This is a genomic window from Aquimarina sp. AD10, assembly GCF_003443715.1.
Lineage (GTDB): Bacteria > Bacteroidota > Bacteroidia > Flavobacteriales > Flavobacteriaceae > Aquimarina > Aquimarina aggregata.
Window position 1 is genome coordinate 5,610,766 of the sequence record NZ_CP031965.1, and the last position, 24,479, is coordinate 5,635,244.

The 24,479-nt window shown below is 32.9% G+C and carries 20 protein-coding genes; 9 read left to right on the forward strand and 11 right to left on the reverse strand.

The annotated features are described in order from the left end of the window. The first annotated feature begins 252 nt into the window (after nt 1–252). Nucleotides 253–3,426 carry an RICIN domain-containing protein gene (locus D1816_RS23385; RefSeq protein WP_118505917.1) on the forward strand — a complete coding sequence of 1,058 codons (3,174 nt, stop codon included), beginning with the start codon at nt 253–255 and terminating at the stop codon, nt 3,424–3,426. Nucleotides 3,427–3,584: 158 nt separating this feature from the next. On the opposite strand, the gene D1816_RS23390 is transcribed toward D1816_RS23385, so the two are convergent. The 7 genes from D1816_RS23390 to D1816_RS23420 form a co-directional block, all read right to left on the reverse strand. Continuing rightward, nucleotides 3,585–4,043, reverse strand: coding sequence for a GyrI-like domain-containing protein (locus tag D1816_RS23390; protein WP_066314094.1), 459 nt, complete (start codon nt 4,041–4,043; stop codon nt 3,585–3,587). Between the two features lie 191 nt (nt 4,044–4,234). Further along, nucleotides 4,235–5,428 carry a DUF1501 domain-containing protein gene (locus D1816_RS23395; protein ID WP_118505918.1) on the reverse strand — a complete coding sequence of 398 codons (1,194 nt, stop codon included), beginning with the start codon at nt 5,426–5,428 and terminating at the stop codon, nt 4,235–4,237. Between the two features lie 12 nt (nt 5,429–5,440). After that, a complete protein-coding gene (locus D1816_RS23400; protein ID WP_118505919.1) occupies nt 5,441–6,838 on the reverse strand; it encodes a DUF1800 family protein in 1,398 nt (465 codons plus the stop codon). A gap of 124 nt (nt 6,839–6,962) precedes the next feature. Next, nucleotides 6,963–7,763, reverse strand: a complete 801-nt coding sequence (locus D1816_RS23405; RefSeq protein WP_147405066.1) for a hypothetical protein — start codon at nt 7,761–7,763, stop codon at nt 6,963–6,965. Nucleotides 7,764–7,901: 138 nt separating this feature from the next. Next, entirely contained in the window at nt 7,902–8,297 is a 396-nt protein-coding gene (locus D1816_RS23410; protein ID WP_118505921.1) for a VOC family protein, read from the reverse strand. 9 nt (nt 8,298–8,306) lie between these two features. Further along, on the reverse strand, nt 8,307–8,759 hold the full coding sequence (gene coaD, locus D1816_RS23415; protein ID WP_066314087.1) for a pantetheine-phosphate adenylyltransferase: 453 nt from the start codon (nt 8,757–8,759) through the stop codon (nt 8,307–8,309). 63 nt (nt 8,760–8,822) lie between these two features. Further along, nucleotides 8,823–9,809 carry a D-alanine--D-alanine ligase gene (locus D1816_RS23420; protein ID WP_118505922.1) on the reverse strand — a complete coding sequence of 329 codons (987 nt, stop codon included), beginning with the start codon at nt 9,807–9,809 and terminating at the stop codon, nt 8,823–8,825. 95 nt (nt 9,810–9,904) lie between these two features. Here D1816_RS23420 and D1816_RS23425 point away from each other — a divergent pair, with 95 nt between their 5' ends. The 3 genes from D1816_RS23425 (at nt 9,905) to D1816_RS23435 (ending at nt 11,897) form a co-directional block, all read left to right on the forward strand. Then, the gene (locus D1816_RS23425; RefSeq protein ID WP_066314084.1) at nt 9,905–10,498 is read left to right on the forward strand and encodes a PASTA domain-containing protein; all 594 of its coding nucleotides are present in this window, start codon (nt 9,905–9,907) and stop codon (nt 10,496–10,498) included. A gap of 26 nt (nt 10,499–10,524) precedes the next feature. Beyond that, complete coding sequence (locus tag D1816_RS23430; protein WP_066314651.1) at nt 10,525–11,559, forward strand: RluA family pseudouridine synthase; 1,035 nt, start codon at nt 10,525–10,527, stop codon at nt 11,557–11,559. A gap of 146 nt (nt 11,560–11,705) precedes the next feature. Continuing rightward, nucleotides 11,706–11,897 (forward strand): cold-shock protein, encoded by a 192-nt coding sequence (locus D1816_RS23435; RefSeq protein WP_066314082.1) that lies wholly within the window; start codon nt 11,706–11,708, stop codon nt 11,895–11,897. A gap of 100 nt (nt 11,898–11,997) precedes the next feature. On the opposite strand, the gene D1816_RS23440 is transcribed toward D1816_RS23435, so the two are convergent. The 3 genes from D1816_RS23440 to D1816_RS23450 form a co-directional block, all read right to left on the reverse strand. Continuing rightward, nucleotides 11,998–13,377: a glycoside hydrolase family 71/99-like protein gene (locus tag D1816_RS23440; RefSeq protein ID WP_118505923.1), complete on the reverse strand. Its 1,380-nt coding sequence runs from the start codon at nt 13,375–13,377 to the stop codon at nt 11,998–12,000. A 460-nt stretch (nt 13,378–13,837) separates the two neighbouring features. Then, the gene (locus D1816_RS23445; RefSeq protein WP_066314080.1) at nt 13,838–14,572 is read right to left on the reverse strand and encodes a hypothetical protein; all 735 of its coding nucleotides are present in this window, start codon (nt 14,570–14,572) and stop codon (nt 13,838–13,840) included. Further along, entirely contained in the window at nt 14,572–18,696 is a 4,125-nt protein-coding gene (locus D1816_RS23450; RefSeq protein WP_118505924.1) for a T9SS type A sorting domain-containing protein, read from the reverse strand. The genes D1816_RS23445 and D1816_RS23450 overlap by 1 nt, the downstream gene beginning before the upstream one ends. Nucleotides 18,697–19,058: 362 nt before the next feature. Here D1816_RS23450 and D1816_RS23455 point away from each other — a divergent pair, with 362 nt between their 5' ends. From D1816_RS23455 to D1816_RS23475, 5 genes are all read left to right on the forward strand, one after another. After that, nucleotides 19,059–19,451, forward strand: coding sequence for a VOC family protein (locus D1816_RS23455; RefSeq protein WP_118505925.1), 393 nt, complete (start codon nt 19,059–19,061; stop codon nt 19,449–19,451). A 109-nt stretch (nt 19,452–19,560) separates the two neighbouring features. Further along, complete coding sequence (gene yaaA, locus D1816_RS23460; protein ID WP_066314073.1) at nt 19,561–20,322, forward strand: peroxide stress protein YaaA; 762 nt, start codon at nt 19,561–19,563, stop codon at nt 20,320–20,322. 165 nt (nt 20,323–20,487) lie between these two features. Further along, nucleotides 20,488–20,991: a TRAP transporter small permease subunit gene (locus D1816_RS23465; protein WP_118505926.1), complete on the forward strand. Its 504-nt coding sequence runs from the start codon at nt 20,488–20,490 to the stop codon at nt 20,989–20,991. Beyond that, on the forward strand, nt 20,991–22,337 hold the full coding sequence (locus D1816_RS23470; RefSeq protein WP_118505927.1) for a TRAP transporter large permease subunit: 1,347 nt from the start codon (nt 20,991–20,993) through the stop codon (nt 22,335–22,337). The genes D1816_RS23465 and D1816_RS23470 overlap by 1 nt, the downstream gene beginning before the upstream one ends. Before the next feature lie 31 nt (nt 22,338–22,368). After that, nucleotides 22,369–23,499 (forward strand): TRAP transporter substrate-binding protein, encoded by a 1,131-nt coding sequence (locus tag D1816_RS23475; RefSeq protein WP_233565266.1) that lies wholly within the window; start codon nt 22,369–22,371, stop codon nt 23,497–23,499. A gap of 68 nt (nt 23,500–23,567) precedes the next feature. Here D1816_RS23475 and D1816_RS23480 read toward each other — a convergent pair whose 3' ends face one another. Beyond that, entirely contained in the window at nt 23,568–24,398 is an 831-nt protein-coding gene (locus tag D1816_RS23480) for a hypothetical protein (protein WP_118505929.1), read from the reverse strand. Nucleotides 24,399–24,479: the final 81 nt, after the last annotated feature.

Sequence of the window (24,479 nt, forward strand, 5' to 3'; positions counted from 1 at the left end):
TGTTTTTAAATATGTGTGTTTCAAGTATTATTTTGACTGGTAAACCACATCTCTTTCGAATTCTTTCTATATGGTTACGAATTCTATTTTTTAAGTAACGAATAATAGCTTACACAGATATAGGTATTAGAGGGGTATTAATTTCACCTTAATTATTGAATAAACTCAACTAGTATTAGCTTACAAATAAAGTAATAGATTATATAAACACACAAAAAAAAACATCTTAAAACCACCTAAACTAACTAACACATGATTCAATTAAGAGCGCTAGTAATTTTGCTATTACTAGTAATGTTGCGAACACCTTTGTTTTCGCAAACGGTAACTATCGATTTTAAAACTCAAAAGTTTTTGGGGAATATTTCTCAATTAGATCGTACTAAATATTTTACGCTTCACGATAATTCGAACGATACAGACAGTAAAAAGTTCTATGCAGACTTTAATGTAAGCCCTGGAAGAGGTTTTTGGGGTCCTTTCTCGTACGCAAACAGTAAAACCGGATCTGTAGGTAACTATCCCAATTTTATTAACTCCAACAATACATCGGTTCGTAATGTTACGAGATATGTAGGAACAGAGCATCCAAGAAATGTTGTGCGATATAATTTGAATAAAGAAAAAGGAGCTGCATGGGCTGCAGAATACTATAAAAATCATGTTGATGATTCTGGACGCCCAGAATTTTTTGAACCGATGAATGAACCTTTTGTACATGCTGGAGATGATGTTTTTAAACCACAACAACCCGATAATAAAAAGATGAAGTATCGAATGGCAGAGTGGTTTGGAGCAATAGGTAAAAAATTTGATGAAACTCCCGAATTAGCAAAAATTAAAGTAATTGGATATTCTAGTGCTTGGCCATCTTTAGAACTATGGGATTTTAGACATTGGAACGAGAATATGAAGATGTTTATGGATGTTGCAGGTAATCACATGGATGCCTTTGCAGTTCATCTTTACGATGGTGTTAATGTAACAGGACAGGATAATAAAAGATCAGGAAGTAACTCTGAAGCGATATTAGATTTAATAGAGACGTATAGTTATACAAAATGGGGTAGAGTAAAACCACATGCAATTACAGAATATGGAGGTATTGAAAAAGGATATGGACCAAATTATAGTGATATAAAAAGTGCAATCTCTTTAAAATCTATAAACGGAATTCTATTTAACCTTTTAGATAGAGAAGATAGAATGGCTATTTCTATTCCTTTTATAACGGGCAAAGCAAGATGGCATATTACAGGAGCAAATAACTATCAGCCTTATACGCCTTCTCTTTGGAGACCTTTATCTGTAACACCAACATCTAATCCTAATAAGCCTATACTCAAAAATTGGAAGTATACAGCAAAAATTGATTTCTATAGACTTTGGTCAGAAGTAAAAGGAAAAAGAGTTCTAGTAAAAAGTGATAATCCTGACATACAAATTCAAGGTTTTGTTAATGGTAAAAAACTGTATGTAGCTCTAAATAATTTAGATGATAAAACGCAAAAAGCTACCTTGAATATGACTTCAAATTTGGCTGGATTGCAAAAGGTAAGGATTAAGAGTTTAAAAATATTTGATAATGCTAATCCAAAATATAGTGATACAGAAAGAACTACTGCCCCAGCTAATATTACTTTAATAGCAGGCGAAACTGTAGTGTTAGAATATACTTTTGCCAACACAATTTCTTCAACAAATACTATTCGTACTGCAAACTATTATTCTAAAAAACATCTTCAAACAATAAATGCAAATTCAGAAATTGCATTTTCATTTAATGGTGTAAAAACAGGAACGGGTTATGCGAATTTAAAAATGTCAATTGGCCGAAAACATGATAAATCAAAATCACCAATAGTCAAAGTAAATGGCACTAGAGTTTCTGTACCAGCAAATTGGAAAGGTTATGATCAGAGAAACAGAAATGATTTCTTTGGTACAATTGATATACCTGTAGCGATGAATTTGCTTAAAGGAAATACTACCGTTACGGTACAATTTCCAGATGGTGGAGGTAGAATTAGTTCTGTAATTCTAGGTGTTGATAAATATGATAATGATGTTGTTGAAGAGGATAATGACACAATTTCATTTTCAAATATTAATAGCGTATTACAAGTTGCAGATTCATATACTGTAGATGTTGATTATGAAGCCGCTAAAAACAGAGAAATTCAAGTAGGTTTTTGGTCATCAACAGGATGGATTGCAAGTAGTGCTGTACAAACTGTTTCTGCAGGAAAAGGAACAAAATCGATTACAGTACAATTACCAAAACCTACTGAACCAGGTACAGGGTATGTTTTTAAAGCGCACATACGACCAGTAGGAGGGACTTGGCAAGAAGCATTAAAATGGGCACAGGTAAATAACATTACTATTGAAGCGGTACCTCAATTTAAAGATGAGGTTTCTTTTAAAGATCCCAAAACAACAATCATATCAGCAGATTCTTATAATTTTGATATCGGATACGAGGCTTCAACAAATAGAGAACTAGTAGTAGAGTTTTGGTCGTCTTTAGGTTGGGTTGCACAACAAAAGGAAGTAGTTACTGCAGGAAAAGGAGTAAAATCTATTACTGTGAAACTTCCTAGTAAGCCAGCGCCAGGTACAGGGTATGTTTACAAAACGCATATACGCCCTATAGGCACTACTTGGAGAGAAGCATTACAATGGGATACAGTTAATGGTATTACTGTAATTGCAGAAAACACTCAATTGATAGCAAACGGAACTTATTATATCAGTTCCTCTGAAAATAGTCAACGACTATTGTCAAGAGCATTAGAAAAACATAGCGCTGTGATGCGTAATCCTGGTAATTTTGAAGATCAAAAATGGATTTTCGAGCACAAAGGAGATGATGTCTATACTATAAAAAACAAAGGAACAAATAGATATTTAGAAGTGCCATTTGGGAGTTGTGTTAATGGAGCAAATGTTGCAACATGGACAGATGCCAAAGATGCTCATAAACAATGGAAAGCTGTATCAAATGGAAATGGTATTTTTGGATTAAAACCTATGCACTGTATACAAAAAAGTCTCGACAGAGCTGCTGGAGCAACAAATGCGAATGCACAATTATGGGATTACAACAGTGGTAATAGAAATCAAAAATGGAAAATTGTTCCAGCTGATAATGCTTTAAGTAAGAGTGCTGTAACAAGAGAAGTTGCAAGTTTTGATGCAAAAAAATTAATAATAGCACCAAACCCTGTAAAAGAGGCCTTGGTATTGTACAACTTGAATACATTTTCTGATATCCGTATCTTGGATCTTAGAGGGCAAGAAGTTATGTCTAAACAGATCAAAGAAAAAAATGATGAAAATATAATTGATGTTTCAGGATTAGAAAGTGGTGTGTATTTCATTGTTATAAACAATGGGCCTGCAGTGAAAATCTTGAAAGAATAGGTATATATAATTAAAAAAGAGGAGTAAATATCTTTTTTTGTCCTTAGTCAGTCAGAGGGAGTGTCCCTATGATTTGAGAGCGTTTCATAACAATAGTATTGTCGCATTCTCAAATCATGGGATACTCTTTATGACATCAAAGAATTTTTTAGATAATTCTAAGCAACTCCAATAAAAATGTCAACAATGGCATCTGTAGGGTTTTGAGCTTCTTCTCCATATACTTCAAAATCGGTAGTATAATCTCTGTTTAGATTTGAATTCCAAATTTCACCCCATTTTTCATAAATAACGCCTTTAGTAAGATCTCCTTCTGCTGTGAATCTAGAATAAGTGTTTTTATTAATTTCGATACCTGTCATTCCATCCGGAATATTATCTAAATTTTCTACTTTACATCCTAATACAGTCGTATAACCTTCTGTATAATCACTTTCATAATCTGTATATAAAGCGTAGATAGAATCTTCAAGTCTATTAGGTATTTTATCAATTGTATTTTCAGACATAAACGTATTCCATAATGCAGGTATATCATGGGTAGCCTGATTGTTTTTATTTGTTGTTCGTACAGAAATTCCGATTACAGAGAAGGGTTGAAGTTTTACTTTTGTCATAATGATAAGTGTTGAAATGATTAATATTAATACAAAAGTAATTTGAAGTACTGACAGGTGTGTGTCAGTAGTAAAATAAAATTGTGTTTTCAGATATTATTTATGTCTAAAGAAATGTTAACAATATAAATAGTTATGTAATTCTGTTTGAAACTATATATTGTAATATGATCTTTTTGCTTAGTTTTTACTTAAACAAACCCTAGTTTACTAAAATTTTTCTGTAATACAGTATGATCATCTACATCTAACCAATTATTTAAAATTGTGGCATATATACTTCTAAAATCAATAGTATATTTAATATCACCATTAGCGTCTAAGTCGGCTAAATTTGGCAATTCGTTATAAATTCCTGGTTTTTTAAGAGCCCCACCAATAACGATTGCATTGTTTGCAGCGCCATGATCTGTTCCTCTACTGCCATTTTGCTTTACACGTCGTCCAAATTCTGAAAAAGTTAAAATGATTGTATCTTTAAACCTATCATTTTTCTTTAGGTCTTTAACTAAGGCTCCTACACCTTCTGAATATACCTTAAGCAATCTATCTTGACTAGTAAGCTGATTGACATGACTGTCAAAACCGCCTAGAGTACTATAAAATACTCTTGTTTTTAAACCAGAAATAATAAAATCAGCTATAGTTTTTAGATGTTTAGCAAATGGGTTTTGAGGATATACTGTGTTGGTTGTATATATTTTAGAAGTTTCATTGATATATGATGCAGAAGAGTAGGTCTCTAGCATGGTTTTATATAAATATCCTTGATTATCTTCGTCTAACATATCTTTTGAAGTGTGTTTAACGATGTTCTTAAAAAAAGGTTCTCTAGTATTGTTATGTAATTGATTAGGATCAGAGACTGCAATACCGTTAATTTTGTTTCCTTTCATGGCAAGTGATAAAGAATCGTCGACTTCAATAGCTTGATACGAGTTTTGGCAATTTGCATCTAGATATCTGCCTACCCATCCAGTAGATAAATATTGATTAGTCTGACTTGCTGTTTGCCAAATATCTGTACTTCTAAAATGTGACCGATTTGGATTTGGGTAACCTACATTATTAAGTATTGCTACTTCACCAGAGTCATATAATCGCGCAATTTCTTTAAGACTATCATTAAAAGCTAGGTCGTTAGTGATTTTTAGAGTTTCTGTAGTCTTTTTTGCTATAGAAGGTCTAAGATTGTGGTAAATATCATTGCTAATAGGAATAATACTGTTCAACCCATCATTGCCGCCAGAAAGTTGAATGATAATTACATTTTTATATCCAGATAGTTGATTAGGAGATAAAAACTCCATTCCTTTTAAAAAAGAAGGAATTAGTGTAATTCCTGAAGCAAAAACGGATTGTTTTAAAAAATCTCTTCGTTCCATAATTTAGTAGTTTTAGCAAAGTTGATATTCTGGTAGGCTTAATAATTCTATTACAAAGTTTTTTGTGTTAGTAGAGTCGAGGTTTGACAACACTTTTTTTGCGCCATTTGATACTTTGGGTTGAAGCATAAAATCAATTAATTTGGCTCTGTCTTTTTGTTCTAAGGTTCCTAAAAACGAATTCCAATTAGGAGTAGCTTTTACCTTTTTTTGTATTTGAGAACGGATTTTATTGTAGTTTTTTTGTTGGATAATCATATTTTCTGGCATATCACCTTTTTCATTCCATTCGATAACACCATTGTTTAATAAGATAGAGGTTAGTTTTAATCGAAGCATTAATGTAGAATTGTCAATCCAAGTTTTTCCACCTGGCCAACCCGCTACATTGGGAGGGAAAAATAAAGTTTGGTTAAGCTTACGTTGTAGATACAGTAATACCTTGGGGTTATCATATTTTATATTGAATGTTCTGCTAAGTCCTACTAGTAACTCGATAGGTGATTTGATTTTAGAACCGATATTTTCAGAATTATAAAACCAATCACTTTTGAATATAGCTTTGAGTAGTACTTTGATATCATAGTTAGAATTATAAAAAACAGTAGTGAGCTCTTCAATATGTTCATTATTGCTATTTGGACTTACAAAATATTGATATACTTTCTCAGTAATATAACGTGCTGTTTGTTTCTTTGATAATAACATTTTGATAACATCCTCACCTTTAAAATTTCCAGTTTTACCAAAAATGGTCTTAGATTCAAAATCATGATGCTTTTGTCTAAATACAAAATCACCTTCTTTATTAAAATTCCAACCTGTAAAGGCTCTTGCAGCTTCTTTGATATCGGTTTCGGTGTAACCATTATCTCTACCCAAAGTAAATAATTCCATTACTTCTCGGGCAAAGTTTTCATTAGGGTGGTTCTTTCTATTTTGACGATTGTTCAGAAATAATAACATCGCTGGAGATTTTGATACTTGCATTAACATTTCACCAAAATTTCCTAATGCATGCTTTCTAATTACATTATTTAGGTGAATACATGCGCGTGGAGTTTTAAGTCTAACTGAAAAGTGATCATGAAAAAATAATGTCATTTTTTCTCTTAAGACTTCATTTGTGGTTGTTAATTGTTTAAACCATAACAGGTTAAGCTCGTGCATTTTTGTTCTACGAAGCTTTCGTAATTTTTTTCGTTCTTCAGTGCTTAAGTCTTTTTGATTTTTTGATAGTATATCAAAGTTCATTGATAGCGGGCTATTGGAGATACTGTGATCAAAAATTTGATCTATGATTTCTTTTTTGCTATGCGCTCTAATAGATTTTAATGTTTTAGAAGAAATGCCAAATCCAGCTCGCCAATATAGGTGTTGGATATGTTTGTCAGTTAATCTATCTGCCATGACTATAAGGTTTTATAGTTTAGACTCGATTGTGACGATAAGGTTTAATTTCTTAAATAATATTATAAAAAAAAAGGCTTTTCAGATGTATCCGAAAAGCCTTTTTTAAATGTGTTTTTTTGGTTTATTCACATTTTATTTCACTTGTTGTGGCATCAACAGCAGTCGCAGAACCTTCAGTAACTCCATCAGTAAATAATACAAATTTATCAATAGCGTGACCTCTAGATCTTCCAGAAACTTCTACGGTATAATCACCTGCTGTTTCAAAAACAACGAAAATATTGTGACCATCATTATCACTCGTTGAGGATTGCCAGTGCCATGCACTAGCAGTGTTCATATAAATTTTAAACCAACCATCTTGACCAGAACCATTAGGTACTGTTGTGGCTTGTCCTTCACTTTCAGGAATTGGCTCTTGCATTGTTCCTTTAGGATATACAATATTTCCATTTCCTTTTCTTCCATAAAAATGTTTAGCATCGGCTATTCTGAGCCACGAATCATTATGTTCTGTACCATTAGTACCAATAGTAATACGAGATCGCCATATAAATCTATAAGTTCCCGGAGTACTAACTCTAATTTTATAAGTTAATGTACCGTTTGCGGGTTGATTAAAGGCATCAGCACCATTCCAAACTAAATACCCTGGTCCAGAAAAATCTGCAGCACTTTTTGTAAGTGTCCAATCGGTATTGTTAAAAACTGCATTTTCAGACTCGATTACAAGTAGACCGTCTTTTTCAACAAAAACTGCTGCTGCTCCACTTTCACATCCGCCATTATTTGGATCTACATCGGGGGTATCTACATCGCCCCCATTAGTATCAGGTGATTGATCATCGTCGCTACTACAAGCGATAAGCATAAGGCTCATTAGTAAGAATAATGAGGAATACTTTAGTGTTTTTAGTGTCATAATTATAAGTTTAGTGAGGTTTTTGTGAATATTAAATGTAGGGAGTTTATGAATATTTTGACAATACATATAGATTGATTTATTTAGAATTAACCAAACGTTATTAATATTGAATCATTTGTTTTAGTGCTTATTCTATTATGGCTTTTTCTGCTCAATAAGATCCCACGTATTACCATAAAGATCTTTAAAAACGACTACGGTACCATAAATCTCATTTCTGGGTTCTTCTAAAAATGAAACGCCTTTTGATTTCATAATAGTATAATCATCCCAAAAATTATCTGTGTGTAAAAACATAAAAACTCTTCCTCCAGTTTGATTGCCAATTGCTTTTTGTTGTTCTGGAGTTGCTGCTTGGGCTAATAATATTGTAGTTTCATTAGTATCGGTTGGTGAGATAAGAACCCACCGTTTTGAATCACTAAGTTTTGTGTCTTCAATTAATTTGAAATTTAACTTTTCTACATAAAATTGAATCGCTTCATCATAATTTTCGACGACTAATGTAACACTACCTAATTTACGATGCATATGTATGATTTAGAAACGTACTGTATCTGGGACTAATCCAGAAACATCACCTCCATTACGAATAACATCGCGAACTATAGAAGAAGAAATATAACTTTTGCCAGATGAGGTCAACAAGAAAACAGTTTCAATTTCAGACATTTTTCTATTTGTATGTGCAATGGCTTTTTCGAATTCAAAATCCCCTGGATTGCGTAATCCTCTTAAAATGAATTGAGCATTTTGTTTTTTACAAAAATCTACTGTTAACCCTTTATAAGTCATTACTTTAATTTTGGGTTCATTTTTAAAAGATTCTTGAATAAATTGTTTTCGTTCTTCAAGAGAAAACATATACTTTTTATCAGCATTAACACCAATAGCTAGTATGACTTCATCAAATAGGGTTAAACCTCTTTCTATAATATCGTAATGTCCCAACGTGATGGGGTCAAATGATCCAGGAAAAACAGCTCTTCTCATTAGTGATTATTAAATAGATGTGTACACAAAGATAAATGAAATTATAAATTCTGTTTTACGAGATCACTTTTTTTGATTATTTATAGCCTCTTCTATCGTATTCGTTAGAAGATCTTTAATACTTATTCCAGCAGCTAGAGCTTGTTGAGGTAGAATACTAGCTTCGCTAAATCCTGGATTAGTATTCATTTCAATAAAATAGGGTTCTCCGTTGTGAAATATATATTCGCTACGCGAAAATCCTTTCATCTTTAAAATTTGATATACTTTTAGTGCTAAATCCTTAACTTTTTTAGTGTCAGAATCAGATAATCTTGCTGGTGTAATTTCTTCTGACTTACCTAGGTATTTAGCCTCATAGTCAAAAAACTCATTTTCTGAAACAATTTCAGTGATTGGTAATACAGTATCTTTGCCTTTGTAAGTGATAACACCCACTGATACCTCTGTTCCACTTAAGAAAGATTCTATAATGATCTCATCATCCTCTTTATACGCTACATCAATTGCTGGAATAAGATCGTTTTCGGTATTTACTTTTGAAACTCCATAACTACTACCAGCTTTATTCGCTTTAACAAAACAGGGTAGTCCGACAGTTTTTATAATCTCTTCTGTATTTATAGTATCTCCTTTATTTAAAAAATAATTAGTTGCAGTTGGGATTCCGTATGGTTTTAAGGTACTTATACAATCTCTTTTATTAAAAGTAAGTGCAGCTTGGTAAAAGTCACAAGCGGTTTGTGGGATTTCGATTAATTCGAAATAAGCCTGTAGTAGACCGTCTTCACCCGGAGTACCATGAACAATATTAAATGCAGCGTCAAAATGAGTTTTAACATTATTAATGGTTAATGAAAAATCATTTTTATCAATATCGTATTGTTGATTATCATCACTTACATAAGCCCATTTTTCTTTAGTAATGTGTATACGGTAAGGATTGTATAATTCTCTATCTAGGTGTTTGTATACGACATTTCCGCTTTGGATAGATATATCAAATTCACTAGAATATCCTCCCATTACAATGGCAATGTTTTTCTTCATTAAATGATATTTTAAAAACAAAAATATCATTTATCTTATAAGAAAAGCTTAAAACTTTCCGTTTTTATATATTTGTCGAAATTATATACCATTTTATGAATGTAGTTATAAAATTCTTTAGAGATCTTTTTAAGTTTGTATATAGTAAAATATTCTTAATACAACTGGTTATAGCGGTTACAATGCTTGCGATTCTTTCGTATGTCGCTCTGGAATGGTTAGAAAGTACTACAAATCATCACCAACGTATTATTGTACCAAGTTTAAGTAAAAAGAATTTAGATGATGTTGAAAAAATTCTCGAAGAGAAAGATTTGCGATATGAAGTTCAAGATTCTGCTACTTTTAATCCAGATTACCCTAGATATTCTGTTGTAGAGCAAAACCCTGCTGCAGGAAGTGAAGTTAAAGAAAAACGTAAAATATATATCACAATTAATCCCTCAGGATATCGTAAAATAGAGGTGCCTAATGTTGTGTTACAAACAAGAAGGCAAGCAGAACCTAAACTCATTGCCCTTGGTTTTAAAGTGGGTACGATAACATACAAACCTAATATGTCTGATCAAGTGCTAGAATTAAGACATAAAGGAAAAAGAATAAAGGCAGGGACAATGCTTATGAAGACATCGACTATTGACTTGGTAGTTGGAGATGGTAAAGGGTTGAAACTGAATCTATCTAACTAATAAGATACACTATTTTGGAAGAGAATATGGATGCAGCTGGTTTTGACCCTAATGAAGATGATCTCTATGAACATCATAGATTTGTTGCCGGAGCAGGACAAGTGCCTTTGCGAGTAGATAAGTTTTTGATGAATTTTGTAGAAAATGCAACACGAAACAAAATACAACAGGCGGCAAAAGATGGTAGCGTATTTGTGAATGATATTGCAGTAAAATCTAATTACAAAGTAAAACCCAATGATGTGGTTAGAGTTCTGTTTTCTCATCCGCCATATGAGAATCTTTTGACTCCCGAAAATATTCCGTTAGATATTGTTTATGAGGATGATGCGTTGCTTGTGGTAAATAAACCAGCAGGAATGGTAGTGCACCCTGGTCATGGTAATTATTCGGGAACTTTAATTAATGCATTAATTTATCATTTTGATAATCTGCCTAATAATAGTAGTGACAGACCAGGTTTAGTGCATCGTATAGATAAAGATACTAGTGGTTTATTAGTAATTGCAAAAACTGAAGAGGCAATGACCCATTTGGCAAAACAGTTTTTTGATAAGACCAGTAAACGCGAATATGTGGCGATTGTTTGGGGTAACATTGATGAAGAAGAAGGGACTATTGAAGGAAATATTGGTCGTCATCCAAAAAACAGATTACAAAACACTGTTTTTGAAGGAGAAGATGAGCATAAAGGAAAAGTCGCCGTTACTCATTTTAATGTTTTAGAAAGGCTAGGATATGTAACATTAGTATCCTGTAAATTAGAAACAGGAAGAACGCATCAGATTCGTGTACACATGAAGTATATAGGACATACACTATTTAATGATGAGCGTTATGGAGGCGAAAAAATTCTAAAAGGAACTACATTTACGAAGTATAAGCAGTTTGTAGAAAATTGTTTTAAAATTCTACCAAGACAAGCTTTGCATGCAAAAACACTTGGTTTTGTGCACCCAGTAACAGGAAAAGAAATGTATTTTGATACCCCCATCCCAGATGATATGACACAATGTATAGAACGGTGGAGAAATTATGCCAAAAATCAATTATTAGAGTAGTAAATTATTGATTTACTGAAAGTAATCGTTATTCTTATTATTAAAGTGTTTTTGTAATATTAAGTAAAAGTTACTAAAAACTTTATTTTGAAATAAATAGGGATTCCTAAACAATTAATAGTACATTTGCCTTTTAATAATTTATAATGAATAAAGGAACAGTAAAATTTTTCAATGATTCCAAAGGATTTGGATTCATTACAGAAGAAGGATCAAACAAAGATCACTTTGTACACATCTCAGGCTTAATCGACGAAGTTCGTGAAGGAGATGAAGTTGAGTTTGACCTTAAAGAAGGTAAAAAAGGATTAAACGCAGTAAATGTTAAAGTGATTTAATAGATACAAATTAATTTTTTTTAAAGTACAAGCCCATCAAAATTTGATGGGCTTTTTTTATAATAGTACGAGTAATTATTTAGTCATAAGTTCTTTTAGTTTAGTAAAATCGATTAATCGCTTTTAAGATTTTTTTAGCTCTTCTTAATTTTAATCTTTTTATGTATTTATAGGTTCTGTTTAAATATCGTTGTACCCTTCGATTGTCTTTATGTTTTTTTCGAGTTTTATATAAATCAAGGGCAATTTGTAAATCATCAGGCGTAAATGTAACTCCTGTATATTGTTGCAGAACTTGCAAATATGTAAAACCAAACTCTTGAGTAGGTTCTATCATAGTTCCTTCGCCAAAATCATTCCATGTTATGATTTGAATAAAATCAGAGCGCTCATGATGAGTGTAGTTAAGAGTTTCTACAAAAGTATGTCCTTGATTAGGTTTAATAACCCAATCATTTATACCTTCTGTCCAACCTCCTTTAGTATAAAAACTTTTAAAGCCAGGATAGGACGACCCTACGGTAATTTTATTTGTAGATTCATAAGTATTATAATAGTAATCATGAGCAAGTAGATGATCCTTATCCACCCATAAGAACTCTCCAGTTGCATTAAGACCTACATTATCCTTTGATGCCCATAGTGTTAAGAAATCAGGGCGATTATCTTCTGGTAAAATATTAAATACTTGATTCCATTCGTTTTGTGTAGTTAAATGACTGGGGCCAAATATAAAGAGCATGTTTTTGTCATTGTGTTTCATGTATTGGGGACTAGAGAAGTATTCTTTATTGATATATGAAAAATCTTCTTTAACCGCTTGAACGATATCTTTTGATAAAGATTCTTGTGCCGCTTGTTTTGCTACTCTGTCTTCATACATAATAGAAAACTCCATTCCTAAATCTTCTAGAGTATCTATAAAAGTTTCTGTAGATTTTTTTATTAAACCGTAATCCTTTAGATCTCTACTGCCATACCAATCAAAAATGACACCATCAACACCTGATAGTTTCATCATTAAAAAGTGATATTCCTGTAAATCAGGATCACAAGATGAATAGGGGCCAATAAGTGGATAATAATATGAAGCAATTTGTGAATTACCATTTTCATCTTTAACATCAGGGTTTTGATTAGTCATTGTCCAATGTTGTCCCCAATACCCGTCAAAATCTTTACTTTGAAACCATGGCATATAATGTACATATACCTTTTTAGGGTTTTCTTTTACGATATCCATACCAGAAATATCTACAATAGCTCCTTGTTTCTCTAAAGCTATAAATTCAAGTTCTTCTTCCAGAACTTTTAATAGTTGGGCATCAGTAAATGTAGAGTCTTGAACAACCTCCTTAATAGATTCATCTTCTATTTGTTGTTCTTTTGAATACATATAATCATCTTCTTTTTCACAAGAATATGACAGTAGAATTAAAAAAATAATACAAACAATAATCGAATTGGATGGTTTTAACATATTACAATTAATTTTTATGGATTAAATAAAACGTCTAAACTTTTTTTGCATTTAAGAAGTGAAGTGTGAAATGCAATAGAATTCTCAGTCTTTTCAACTTGAATTCAGTTTTTGACGAAACAGAGGGTTTTTCCTCTTATGTAATACGTTATTGACGTTAAAGGTACATTATAATTTTGTTCTAAAAAAAATATTTTTAAGATTATTTTAACATCAACATCCTTTTCCTACATTTTTAGGGTTATGTGTTTTGAAAAACGTAACCTGTTGTTTAACAGGTTTAAATAGCGATATGTCTATAGAAGTGAGTATGAAATTTGATGAAGAATATAGTTTTCTTATAACAGAAGGTAGAGGAGGTATGGGTTAACTATATCGATAAATTTAATAGTATGAAAGTAGGTGAAAAAGAAAAAGGCTACTCTAAAAAAAGTAGCCTTTTGAAAAAAAATAGTAGATCTTATTGAACTGCAAACTTGAAGACTGCAGAGTTAGATTCGTTTCCAACTTCATCTCTAGTTACAATTTGCCAAAAATATAGTTTGTTTGACTCTACCACAACATCTTTGGTTGTTATAGTATTGTCTACTGTCGTTTCTATTTTGGTTGCAGGGGGATTGTCTTCTCCAAAATAAATATCATATTCTTTGATGTCATTATCATCATCTTTTCCTGTCCAATCTAAAGTTACCAAGGTAGTTGGTGCTAAAGAAGCATTTAGTCCTGGGTTATTTGGAGTTGCAGCATACGGTACAAAAGATATTTCTGCAATTCCGGCTGCAGTAAATGTTTGCTCACTAGATTCAGCGGTTTCTGTTGTTCCGTTTTTTGAAGCAACTACAACCCAGCTATAATTGGCTCCAGGAATTATGTTATCAATATCCAAAACGATATCAGTGGTGGTCGCAGTAATACTTTCATTTCGAGTTGTACCATCAACTTCGTTTTTTAGAGAAACTTCGTACATGTTATCAACGACACCTGTCCAACGAAAAGTAATGGTATATGTTCTGTTTGTGTCTCCAGGATTACCAGTTAAGTCTTTAGCTTCTGTGCATAAAGAATTATTTTCAGGAAATACTAAACTAGCTGCTGTGGGCGGCGTGACAGGTGGATCAGGAGCAGGGCTATCACTATCAGAACTACATGCAGCTATTACTAAACAGGATGCTATATATAAAAATATCTTTTTCATTATTTTGTAATTTTAAGTGTTTTTGATGAATTTGAAGTATTCACAATGACGAAATACATACCAGATGTCAAATCTTGCAAGTTAACTTGAGATATTCCATTTGTTGAAGTTGAAGATTTTGAGATCACTAATTTTCCAGCAATATCAAATATTTCAATATTCGTAGTTCCCGAAGTATTTGTTTCAATAGTAAGATTATCTACTACAGGATTGGGATAGGCAATAATCGTATCTCCAATTATTATTTTTTGATCGAATTTGCCTTGACACTCTTTTTCACCTTGAACTTGTAAATTGTTTACTCCATCTTTAAGGGACAAAGTCAAACTGTTTTCTGTAGTGGTAAATTCATTACCATTAAGATTAATTTTAAATTCATTACTTCCAGACAGATCTAAAATTACCTGTTTAGCAGTTTGAAAAACTCTAGTACTTGCTTTAAGGTTTTCAGGTTCAGAAATAACAATTTCAAAATTAAAAGTATCTTGAGAATTAGTATCCGTAATAACTAGATTGTAAGTACCAGCATCTAAATTTTCAATATTTATATCCTTAGTAAAGTTTATACTAGCAGCACTGTTTATTTGATAAGAATAGGCACCATTTGCTAGTGCAGAAATTTCAATAATCCCATTATTTTCAGAAGCACAAGTTTCTCCAATGCTTTTTACTGTAAATTCAGCTAAAGTAAATTCTCGATATGTAATAGTAACAGTCCCTGTGCCACTTAGTGAGGTTGCAGTTTCTGTAACTTGATATGTAATAGCTGGAGGATTTGCAGAAAATTGAGTATTCGGTGTAAAAGTTAAGACTCCTGAAGATTCGTTGTATGTCCAATCTCCTAACACACCAGCACTTAACGTGTTTTCGACAGTTGTTGTACTAGGGTCTAGATCTACAGTAACTCCAGATGGATTTAGTGTTGTGCCATTACTGGTGGTATCATTATTTAATATAGAAATAGAAACTACACCAGAATTATTATCGGTACTTGAGTCATTATTTATTGTTGGTGGTTGAATATATTCAAAATTAATAGTAGCCTCATCTGATAGGCTATTAGCTATCTCTGTAAGTAAATATGTAATATCAGTAGGGTTAGCTGTAAAACCAGATAAAGGGACAAAACTTACTATTCCATTGGTGGCATTATACGACCAGGTACCTTCATTAGCGACAATGAGCTCTGTTTGTTGACCAGTTGTAGTTGTATCTAAGTCAACGGTAACTTCAGAAGCAATAGGTGTTGAACCATCTTCTTTTTTATCGTTAGTTAGAATATTAAGGCTTATTGTTGTTCCTCTGGGGTTATTTTCGCTAGTATCATCAACAGCATCAATATTAGGCTCGATTACTCTAAGCTTCAAAGTAGGGTCAGGACCTCCAATAAACTGTGGATCATCTCCAGGAGAATTGATAAAAATTGGCACTTCATAATCACCTACCGGTAAAGGTCCGCTTAATGTTATATTAAATGTACCAGCAGCTGTAGTCGGTGCGCCAGGACGTATAGATGCAAACCCACCAGTGACACCTGTAGTACCTGCACGCAAGTTAAAATCAACGGTTTGGCTTGATTTAAGAGTTGCATATTCTACATCAATAGAGAAAGAAGTTTGAGTATTTGTTATGATTAAGGCAATTTCATCAGATTCAGGGTTGGTGAGTACAACAAAGGCTTCATTACTTGTGAACTCAAAAGAATCAATATTGAATAACTCTCCTGCGGCACCACTATATTCAAAACGAAGTTTACTTAAACCTCTTTTGTCAAGAGTAATTGTCCCAGTAAAATCCTGAAAAGTAGTAACGCCTCCTGTATCTGTTATAGTTATTGTTGTTAGTTCGTTAGTACCGCTAAATATTTTGACTGTACCGCCTCCGCCAGCAGGAGTACTAGCTCTAACAGTAACATCAAAACTACCTGGAACCGAAACATCAACGTCGTATGTTGATGAGTCACCATTATTAACAGAGTCAATAATAGTACCATTCACATTGGTGCCATTATTTACAACAAACTCTTCGGCTTGCACTATTCCAGGAATATCTATAGCTAAACAAACGTTTTCAATATCATTTAAACATCTATCATCACTATTGTCTACAAATCCGTTCACAGGTCCACAACTTTGGATAGTAACATTTGGGTCTCCTAGTCCGTCACCATCTTCATCTGCATATAATGTAGTTTCTGTACAGGGACCTTCTTCAGTTTCAAGAGATAAAACAACTGATGCAATTCTACCTCCAGCCTGAGTATATCTAACCGTCACTGTATTGTTTCCATCACTTATAATGTTGTGAGGTACATCTAATTCTAAAACACCAAAAAAATCAGCCCTTCCGGTTTGATCATTACCTTTCCAATTTGAAGGAATTGTTAATGTTGTACCATTAAACGTAACTTCACTAGGTAATCTATCTAAGTTAGTAGGCGTAGTACTTCCTACTCCTGTTGTTATCGGGATACCAACACCAAGACGAAGTGTAGCGTCGCCAGAAGTACCTTTTACTACTCCATCTATTATAAATGTTTTTGGGTCATTAGCGGTAATTATAACAGTAGGCGCTTTATCTACAGAAGCTTGAGTCGAGGTACCATAATATTTTTTTCGAATAATACTACTGGTAAATTGGATAGCAGTGTCATACGTTATTTTTAGCATTCTAGTTTCTCCTACTTTTAAGGTTACACTAGAAGGTAATGTGTTACTGTCTGTTCCTGGTTCATAGATTGGCGTATTTTGACCATTTATCACTAAAAAGGACGTGCTAACATTTGTGACAGTACCAGTAGTATTAAGAAAGTTTAAATTTACTACTTTATCAGCACTGTCTAAATTATTTAATGCAACATAGGCTGTATTGCCATCAACAAAAGCTTGAACTTGAACATCTAAATTGTCACTAGTAATTCTGGCACGATCACCTTTGACATCTTTCCAGAATTTGAAGAAATTTTCTTTAAACGTTAGTACAAACTCATCATTTCTAAATAAGCCAGTGTTAGGGTCTCTTACCGATAATACTTCGGTTGGACGTAAATAGGCAGGTACATATGGTTGCGGAGTTCCATCACCGCCATCAGCATTAAAGTCATTATAAAAGAAATCTGCACGACCTGTAATAAAAGGGATACAAATTTCAATATTATCTTGACGTTCAAAAAAGTTAAACAACATACTATTCAGTCCGTTTATCGTAATAGCAGCAGCGGATTCATTATAAAATCCAGGTGCGGGTCCAAGAGGGAAATCTCTTTCAATCACACCAAATTCTGTTATAGCTAGTTTTTTAGGTTCTCCTAAAACTTCATCGGTATAGGCTTCTAATAAATCTAGTATAGCTTCCGAATTACTTCCGGATCGACCATTTGATTGTCCAATTTGATTTACACCATCATAAGGGTGTACAGAAAGTGCATCAATATCTGCGCCAGCTACATCTATAAAAAGTTTCATGTGGTTTTGCCATGTCTCACTAAAATCTCTTCTTGCATATGATGGGAAAGCACTAGAAAAACCTATTACCTTCATTTTAGCTAATTCGGGAGTATTATGTATACCTCTGGCCATGTCACGAAACCATTCACTCATTTTTCGAACTACATCCTGACCGGTTGGCGCAGCAGCATTGATAAAGTTATTTGCCTTTATAAAGGGTTCATTAAAAGGTTCCCAATACTCAGGTCTATTATTAGTGTCAACGACATCAACAAAGTATCGTGCTGCAGAAATGGCACCTGTCGTAGGATCAGAATCTGCGGTCCATGAACTTGCAGGGTTACTGGTAGCAATAAACCTTCTAACAGGCCTTACAATACCATCAGAAGTAGCAGGTGTAGTTGGATAGTTTCCTATAGGATTTACAAAACTTCTATCAGAATGAGGGTCAAAAAAACGACGACCAAATCCAAAATTGTTGTCTTTCAAAAAAGTAGGGAAAGTAGGTTCTTCACTTGCATTATGAAGGTTAAAATATTTTGATCGGTCAAGATTAGATTCTTCTCCTAAAAAACGCTGTTTTTCAAGATCAATAGAAACATTGACAGTTTGGGCAAAAATACTGTAGCTTACTAATAGAAAAGTTAGCAATAGTAGTTTTGGGTATAAATTATTCATACATTAAGCTTTAAATTTAATTACACAAATAAAAATTATTTTTTAGATAGTCGTTTAACTATATGTTCTTATTGTTAAAACATATGGTTTTCTTAAGTATAAGACTTCTTTTTTGTGTTAATGGCTTCGATTAACTCATAGATAGGGTTAAATGTTGCCTTATGTTAAAATGGCTTTATGATTTAATATAAATATCTGGGTAGTATTTATGAGAAAACAAACGTAGGAGTAGTAACAAATAGGTACTAAATTAAAGATGTCTTTAAGATAGAAATTCTTAATGTAAGTATAGATAATCAATACTATAATAGATTTTAATAAAGCGTAAGTAATATTATTTTTAGTAGCATAAACTTTTTGTCATGCAAACGAATCGAATTGGAGTTATACTTTATGTTAAAAAATATAAAGAGTGTATCTTTTTTTATGAAAAAACCTTGAAACTTGAAATTTTATTTCAAAATGATATCTTGACTTGTTTTGATCTATTTGGAACGTATTTAATGGTTGAAATTGAGGATAGAAGTGATTATTTAGTTCTTGCTTCGGGACATTTAAAAAATTTTAGTTGTATACGTATTAATGTCGATAGGGTGGATGGTATTGCTAATACGCTTAAAAAAAATGGTGTTGATGTGGATTATCAGGAACATTCTTGGGGAACAGTTGCAAAATTCTTTGATCCCGATGGTAATCTTATAGCTTTTAAAGATGAAGAAAGTTTCATTCACCAAATTAATGACTACAAGAGTTGAATTAAGAATAACTTTTTTAAATACCTAAATAGATAAGAAATACTTAATTCGGTTTTTATAATCCAAGCACTATTGTATTTTTGATACAAGAAAAAGAAAATATATACAAATGAAAATCGTTATTTCTCCTGCCAAATCATTAGATTTTGAAACTACATTACCTACTCAGCAATATACAACACCTTCTTTTTTAGAAGAAGCAGAGAAATTAAACGCAGTACTTCAGAAAAAGACACCAAAAAAGCTGTCAGAATTAATGGGTATTAGTGATAAACTGGCTCAACTTAATTGGCAACGTAACCAAGATTGGCATATTCCATTTACTGCCGATAATTCGAGACCAGCAGTTTACGCTTTTAATGGTGATGTTTATACGGGATTGGATGCTTATACAATACCCGAAAATAAATTAGAGATATTACAAGATAAATTAAGGATATTATCTGGTCAATACGGAATTTTAAAACCTTTAGATCTTATGCAACCTTATAGATTAGAAATGGGTACCAAGCTTAAAATTGGGAGAAAAAATAATCTATATGAATTTTGGAAAAAACAACTTACTCAAACTTTGAATGAAGAACTAGACGAGAACGAACTATTTGTAAACTTAGCAAGTAATGAATATTTTAGTGTTATAGATACCAAAGCATTAAAAGTGCCTGTGATTACACCACAATTTAAAGATTGGAAAGGAGATAAGCTAAAAATGATAAGTTTCTTTGCCAAGAAAGCCAGAGGTATGATGGTACGTTATATTATCGATACCGGAGCAGAAACAATAGATGATTTAAAAGGGTTCAATTACGATGGCTACGGTTTTAGTGAAGAGAATAGCACAAAACCTAATGAAATCGTTTTTATACGATAAAATATACCAATAGATCAAGCTTTTGTTTGATTTCATAAATTGAAATTATATACTAAACCTATAAATAAATAACCTTGCAGTATTAAACTGCAAGGTTATTTTTCTTTTAAAAGATGCATCTAATTTTACTATCTTCACTTTTTAGTATAGAAGATAAATCGTTAGATGCAAAAAATTATTACTATTCTTGATAGAATCGGTGAAAAGATAGGAGAACTGGTTAGTTGGGTAGCTGTGCTGCTTGCCATTTCGATAGGGTTAGATGTTATTCTTCGTTACATTTTTCAGTTTACTTATGTTTGGATGATAGAAGTAGAAATATATCTGTTTGGGATGATGTTTCTATTGGCCTCAGGTTATACATTTAAATATGGGAAACACGTTAGAGTAGATATTTTTTATGCTAAACTTTCAAAAAAAGGAAAAGCATGGGTGGATCTTTTAGGAGGTCTTTTTTTATTAATTCCGTGGTGTTATGTAGTTATCGTTTCTTCATGGTATTATGGATTGTCTTCTTTTGTGATAGGTGAAACTTCTCCTCAACCGGGTGGATTGCCAGGGTTGTATGTGCTTAAATTTTGTATTACGCTTGGGTTTGTTTTTCTTTTGTTTCAAGGAATATCACATATCTTAAAGTCAATTCAGGTCATTTTTAATACCGATAATTAATGGAGTATTTGGCAATAATTTTATTTATACTAATTTTTATACTCATTCTTAGAGGTTACCCCGTTGCTTTTACTTTAGGAGGTATTTCTGTTGCGTTTGCGTTTGGGGTATCTATTTTGGCTCCAGAAGTTTTTCAGATGTCTACTTTTTATTTACTTCCTTCTCGTATTATGGGGGTCGTTAATAATTATGTGCTTATGGCAGTTCCCTTATTTATTTTTATGGGGATTATGCTTGAAAAGTCTGGTCTAGCACAGAGTTTGTTAGAGACAATGGCAATGATGTTTGGAAGAGTTCGAGGTGGATTGGCAATTTCCGTAGTAATAGTAGGAGCCTTGCTAGCTGCTTCAACAGGAATTGTTGGAGCAACGGTAGTGACAATGGGATTAATTAGCTTGCCGACAATGTTAAAAAGAGGGTATAAAACCGAACTAGCTACAGGAGTTATTGCTTCTTCAGGTACTTTAGGACAAATAATACCACCTTCGATCGTATTAGTATTATTGGCAGATACGATTAATAGTTCTTCAAGAGGAGCTGCATCTGTAGATGTAGGTGCTTTGTTTTCTGCAGCTTTACTTCCGGGGGGGATATTGGTTGTTCTATATATTGTTTACATTCTAATTAAATCGTCTATCCATAAAGACGATGCTCCCAGTATTCCAGCTAAGGAAATAAAGGCATTTAGAGGAGAAAATTTTGGAACAAAAATTATTAAGGTATTGTTCTTACCAATTTTGCTTATTGCATTAGTGTTAGGATCAATTTTTACAGGAATAGCCTCGCCCACAGAAGCATCAGCGATAGGGGCGATAGGAGCCACTGTTTTAACCATTGTACAAAAGAAATTTTCTCTTAGTATTTTAAAAGAAGTAGCACAAGAGACAGCAAAACTTACATCAATGGTATTCTTTATACTTCTGGGGGCTACAACTTTTACTTTAGTATTCAGAACATTAGGTGGAGATTCGTATTTGCAGGAATTAATTATGTCTTCGAACTTAACGCCGCTATTGTTCTTGTTATTGGTAATGGTTGTGATTTTTATAGCAGGTTTTTTTATAGACTTTATAGAAATTGTCTTCATCATTGTTCCTGTTGTTACTCCAATATTTAATGCCTATGGTATGGATATGTTATGGGTAGGTATACTAATCGCTTTAAATTTGCAGACATCATTTTTGACTCCTCCGTTTGGATTTGCTTTATTTTATCTTAAAGGAGTAGCTCCAGACAATGTGACAACCGGTCAGATTTATAGAGGGATTATTCCTTTTATCATGATTCAATTAATTATTGTTGGTATAGTAGTGTTTTTTCCGGAGATTATTTTTATCTCGAAGTAATTTTAAATAATAAAATAAGAGTAATAAAACCATGAATTTGTTTCAGTTTAAAAAGAGTAAACTCTTAATGTTATTAGTCCTGTCAGTACTAGTTTTATCAATTGTTTCATGTCTTGGTGATCCACCAGCTAGTATGAATGTGAATTCATATGATGTATCTAAACCAGACAAAGTGTTTTATTGGAAAATGACGACTACTTGGCCACCTAATTTTCCGGTTGTGGGAGAAGTGGCAGAAAAGTATGCAAAGTGGGTGGATGAGATGTCCAACGGACAAATTAAAATTAAAGTTTATGGAGGTGGAGAACTGGTGCCGCCATTAGAAGCATTCGATGCAGTATCTCAAGGCAGTATCGAAATGGGGTGTGGAGCTTCATACTATTGGGCTGGTAAGACACCAGCAGCACAATTTTTTGCTGCGGTACCTTTTGGGATGAATAGCCAGCAAATTACTTCTTGGTTAGAAGTTGGAGGAGGTTACGAATTATGGAAAAAAACATATGCCAAATTTAATCTTGTACCTTATATGGGAGGAAATACAGGAGTACAAATGGGAGGTTGGTTTAATCGAGAGATTAATACGATTGAAGATTTTAAAGGATTAAAAATGAGACTTCCTGGCATAGGAGGTAAAGTACTTGAAAAAGCAGGAGGAGCCGCAGTTTTGGTAGCAGGTAGCGAGGTATATACAAGCTTAGAACGAGGAGTAATTGATGCTACAGAATGGATTGGACCTTATCATGATTATAAAATGGGCTTTCATAAAATTGCTAAATACTATTATACACCGGGTTGGCATGAGACAGGTTCACAACTAGAATTTTTTATTAATAAAAATTTACATGATGGATTGCCACCTCATTTACAGTCAATTTTAATGGCTGCAGCAAAACGAGCTCAGGTATGGGTTTTATCAGAGTTTGATAAGCAAAACGGAATCTATCTAGATAAGTTAATCAATGAAGAAGGTGTTCAGGTGAGAGAGTTTTCTAAAGAAACTCTTGATGCTTTAAGAGGGTATACAGATGAAGCTATACTTGAAATGATAGGAGATGATCCCCTATCTAAAGAAGTGTATGAAAGTTATTCTAATTTTCAAAATAGAATAGCCAAATGGTCAGAGGTTACAGAAAAAGCGTATTATAATAAAATTCAGAAATAATGCTTCTATATCTTTATAAAGCAATAACCCGTTTATAGGGTGTTAAAACAGGTTATTGCTGTAAATCTTTAAAGTTCAATCACTGTTTCATTACCATCCTTGTCCGTTTGGGTAGCCTTATTATCACATTCTCCATCACCATAATTCAAAGTCGTTGTGTCATCATTTTGGGTAGTTGTTACAACTCCGCTTACAATATAATTACAGCCTATTTCTTTACGTAAAGGAGTATTGATTTCTACAGTATAGATATCTCCATTACTAAATTCGGTTGTGCTACTTCCAGACGTTAATGTATAGTATTGTGAGCCTTCAGGTGCGTCTGTCGAGGATTCAATAACAATTTCATTATTAAAATTTGACTTATTCGTGGCAGTAAGTCCTTCGTCCCAAGTAAAAGAGAAATCAGAACTTGTAGAAAAAGTAGTATTTGTACTTTCTGTTCTAAACGTAAATGTAGTAGTAGCAGTTCCACTCACTGTTATGTCCTTGTATTTAAAATTTTCAAGACCATAGGAAATTTCTACTTTATTATCAGCGTTTAATTTCACATCAAAACTCATGCGAATGATACCAGAAATAGTTTCACCATTTACTTCACAACCATCTCCAAAATCAATAACTACTGTTCTTATATCTTCAATTACTTCATTTGAGATCGTGGCACAATCATTAATTTTGTTATTGTTTCTAGCTGTTGGTAGCAAACCTGATTGACTACCAAAGGTGCTTTCTACCATAGAATTTATTTCGTTAGTGGCTGCTTCAATGTCTTTAAACTGTTGACTTGTAGTTACGGGACCTGTTGGATTCTGATCATTATCATCTTCTTGACAACTTATCAAAAAAGTAGATGAAACTAATACGATACTTAAAAAAGCAATGACTCTGTTTTTCATTTGTAAATGTTTTAAAAATTTTTGTCTGTAGTAATAGTGTTAGGATAACGATGCTGAATCACAGAATCTTATGAGACGTAT

What these genes read in the sequence shown, in the direction of transcription:
- D1816_RS23420 (WP_118505922.1), bottom strand. Translation starts at nt 9,809, where the DNA reads ATGAAGAAAAACATTGCCATTGTAATGGGAGGATATTCTAGTGAATTT.
- D1816_RS23435 (WP_066314082.1), top strand. Translation starts at nt 11,706, where the DNA reads ATGAATAAAGGAACAGTAAAATTTTTCAATGATTCCAAAGGATTTGGA.
- D1816_RS23480 (WP_118505929.1), bottom strand. Translation starts at nt 24,398, where the DNA reads ATGAAAAACAGAGTCATTGCTTTTTTAAGTATCGTATTAGTTTCATCT.
- yaaA (WP_066314073.1), top strand. Translation starts at nt 19,561, where the DNA reads ATGAAAATCGTTATTTCTCCTGCCAAATCATTAGATTTTGAAACTACA.
- D1816_RS23425 (WP_066314084.1), top strand. Translation starts at nt 9,905, where the DNA reads ATGAATGTAGTTATAAAATTCTTTAGAGATCTTTTTAAGTTTGTATAT.
- D1816_RS23455 (WP_118505925.1), top strand. Translation starts at nt 19,059, where the DNA reads ATGCAAACGAATCGAATTGGAGTTATACTTTATGTTAAAAAATATAAA.
- D1816_RS23440 (WP_118505923.1), bottom strand. Translation starts at nt 13,377, where the DNA reads ATGTTAAAACCATCCAATTCGATTATTGTTTGTATTATTTTTTTAATT.
- D1816_RS23465 (WP_118505926.1), top strand. Translation starts at nt 20,488, where the DNA reads ATGCAAAAAATTATTACTATTCTTGATAGAATCGGTGAAAAGATAGGA.
- D1816_RS23390 (WP_066314094.1), bottom strand. Translation starts at nt 4,043, where the DNA reads ATGACAAAAGTAAAACTTCAACCCTTCTCTGTAATCGGAATTTCTGTA.
- D1816_RS23470 (WP_118505927.1), top strand. Translation starts at nt 20,991, where the DNA reads ATGGAGTATTTGGCAATAATTTTATTTATACTAATTTTTATACTCATT.
- D1816_RS23450 (WP_118505924.1), bottom strand. Translation starts at nt 18,696, where the DNA reads ATGAATAATTTATACCCAAAACTACTATTGCTAACTTTTCTATTAGTA.
- D1816_RS23475 (WP_233565266.1), top strand. Translation starts at nt 22,369, where the DNA reads ATGAATTTGTTTCAGTTTAAAAAGAGTAAACTCTTAATGTTATTAGTC.
- D1816_RS23430 (WP_066314651.1), top strand. Translation starts at nt 10,525, where the DNA reads ATGGATGCAGCTGGTTTTGACCCTAATGAAGATGATCTCTATGAACAT.
- D1816_RS23400 (WP_118505919.1), bottom strand. Translation starts at nt 6,838, where the DNA reads ATGGCAGATAGATTAACTGACAAACATATCCAACACCTATATTGGCGA.
- D1816_RS23445 (WP_066314080.1), bottom strand. Translation starts at nt 14,572, where the DNA reads ATGAAAAAGATATTTTTATATATAGCATCCTGTTTAGTAATAGCTGCA.
- coaD (WP_066314087.1), bottom strand. Translation starts at nt 8,759, where the DNA reads ATGAGAAGAGCTGTTTTTCCTGGATCATTTGACCCCATCACGTTGGGA.
- D1816_RS23385 (WP_118505917.1), top strand. Translation starts at nt 253, where the DNA reads ATGATTCAATTAAGAGCGCTAGTAATTTTGCTATTACTAGTAATGTTG.
- D1816_RS23395 (WP_118505918.1), bottom strand. Translation starts at nt 5,428, where the DNA reads ATGGAACGAAGAGATTTTTTAAAACAATCCGTTTTTGCTTCAGGAATT.
- D1816_RS23405 (WP_147405066.1), bottom strand. Translation starts at nt 7,763, where the DNA reads ATGACACTAAAAACACTAAAGTATTCCTCATTATTCTTACTAATGAGC.
- D1816_RS23410 (WP_118505921.1), bottom strand. Translation starts at nt 8,297, where the DNA reads ATGCATCGTAAATTAGGTAGTGTTACATTAGTCGTCGAAAATTATGAT.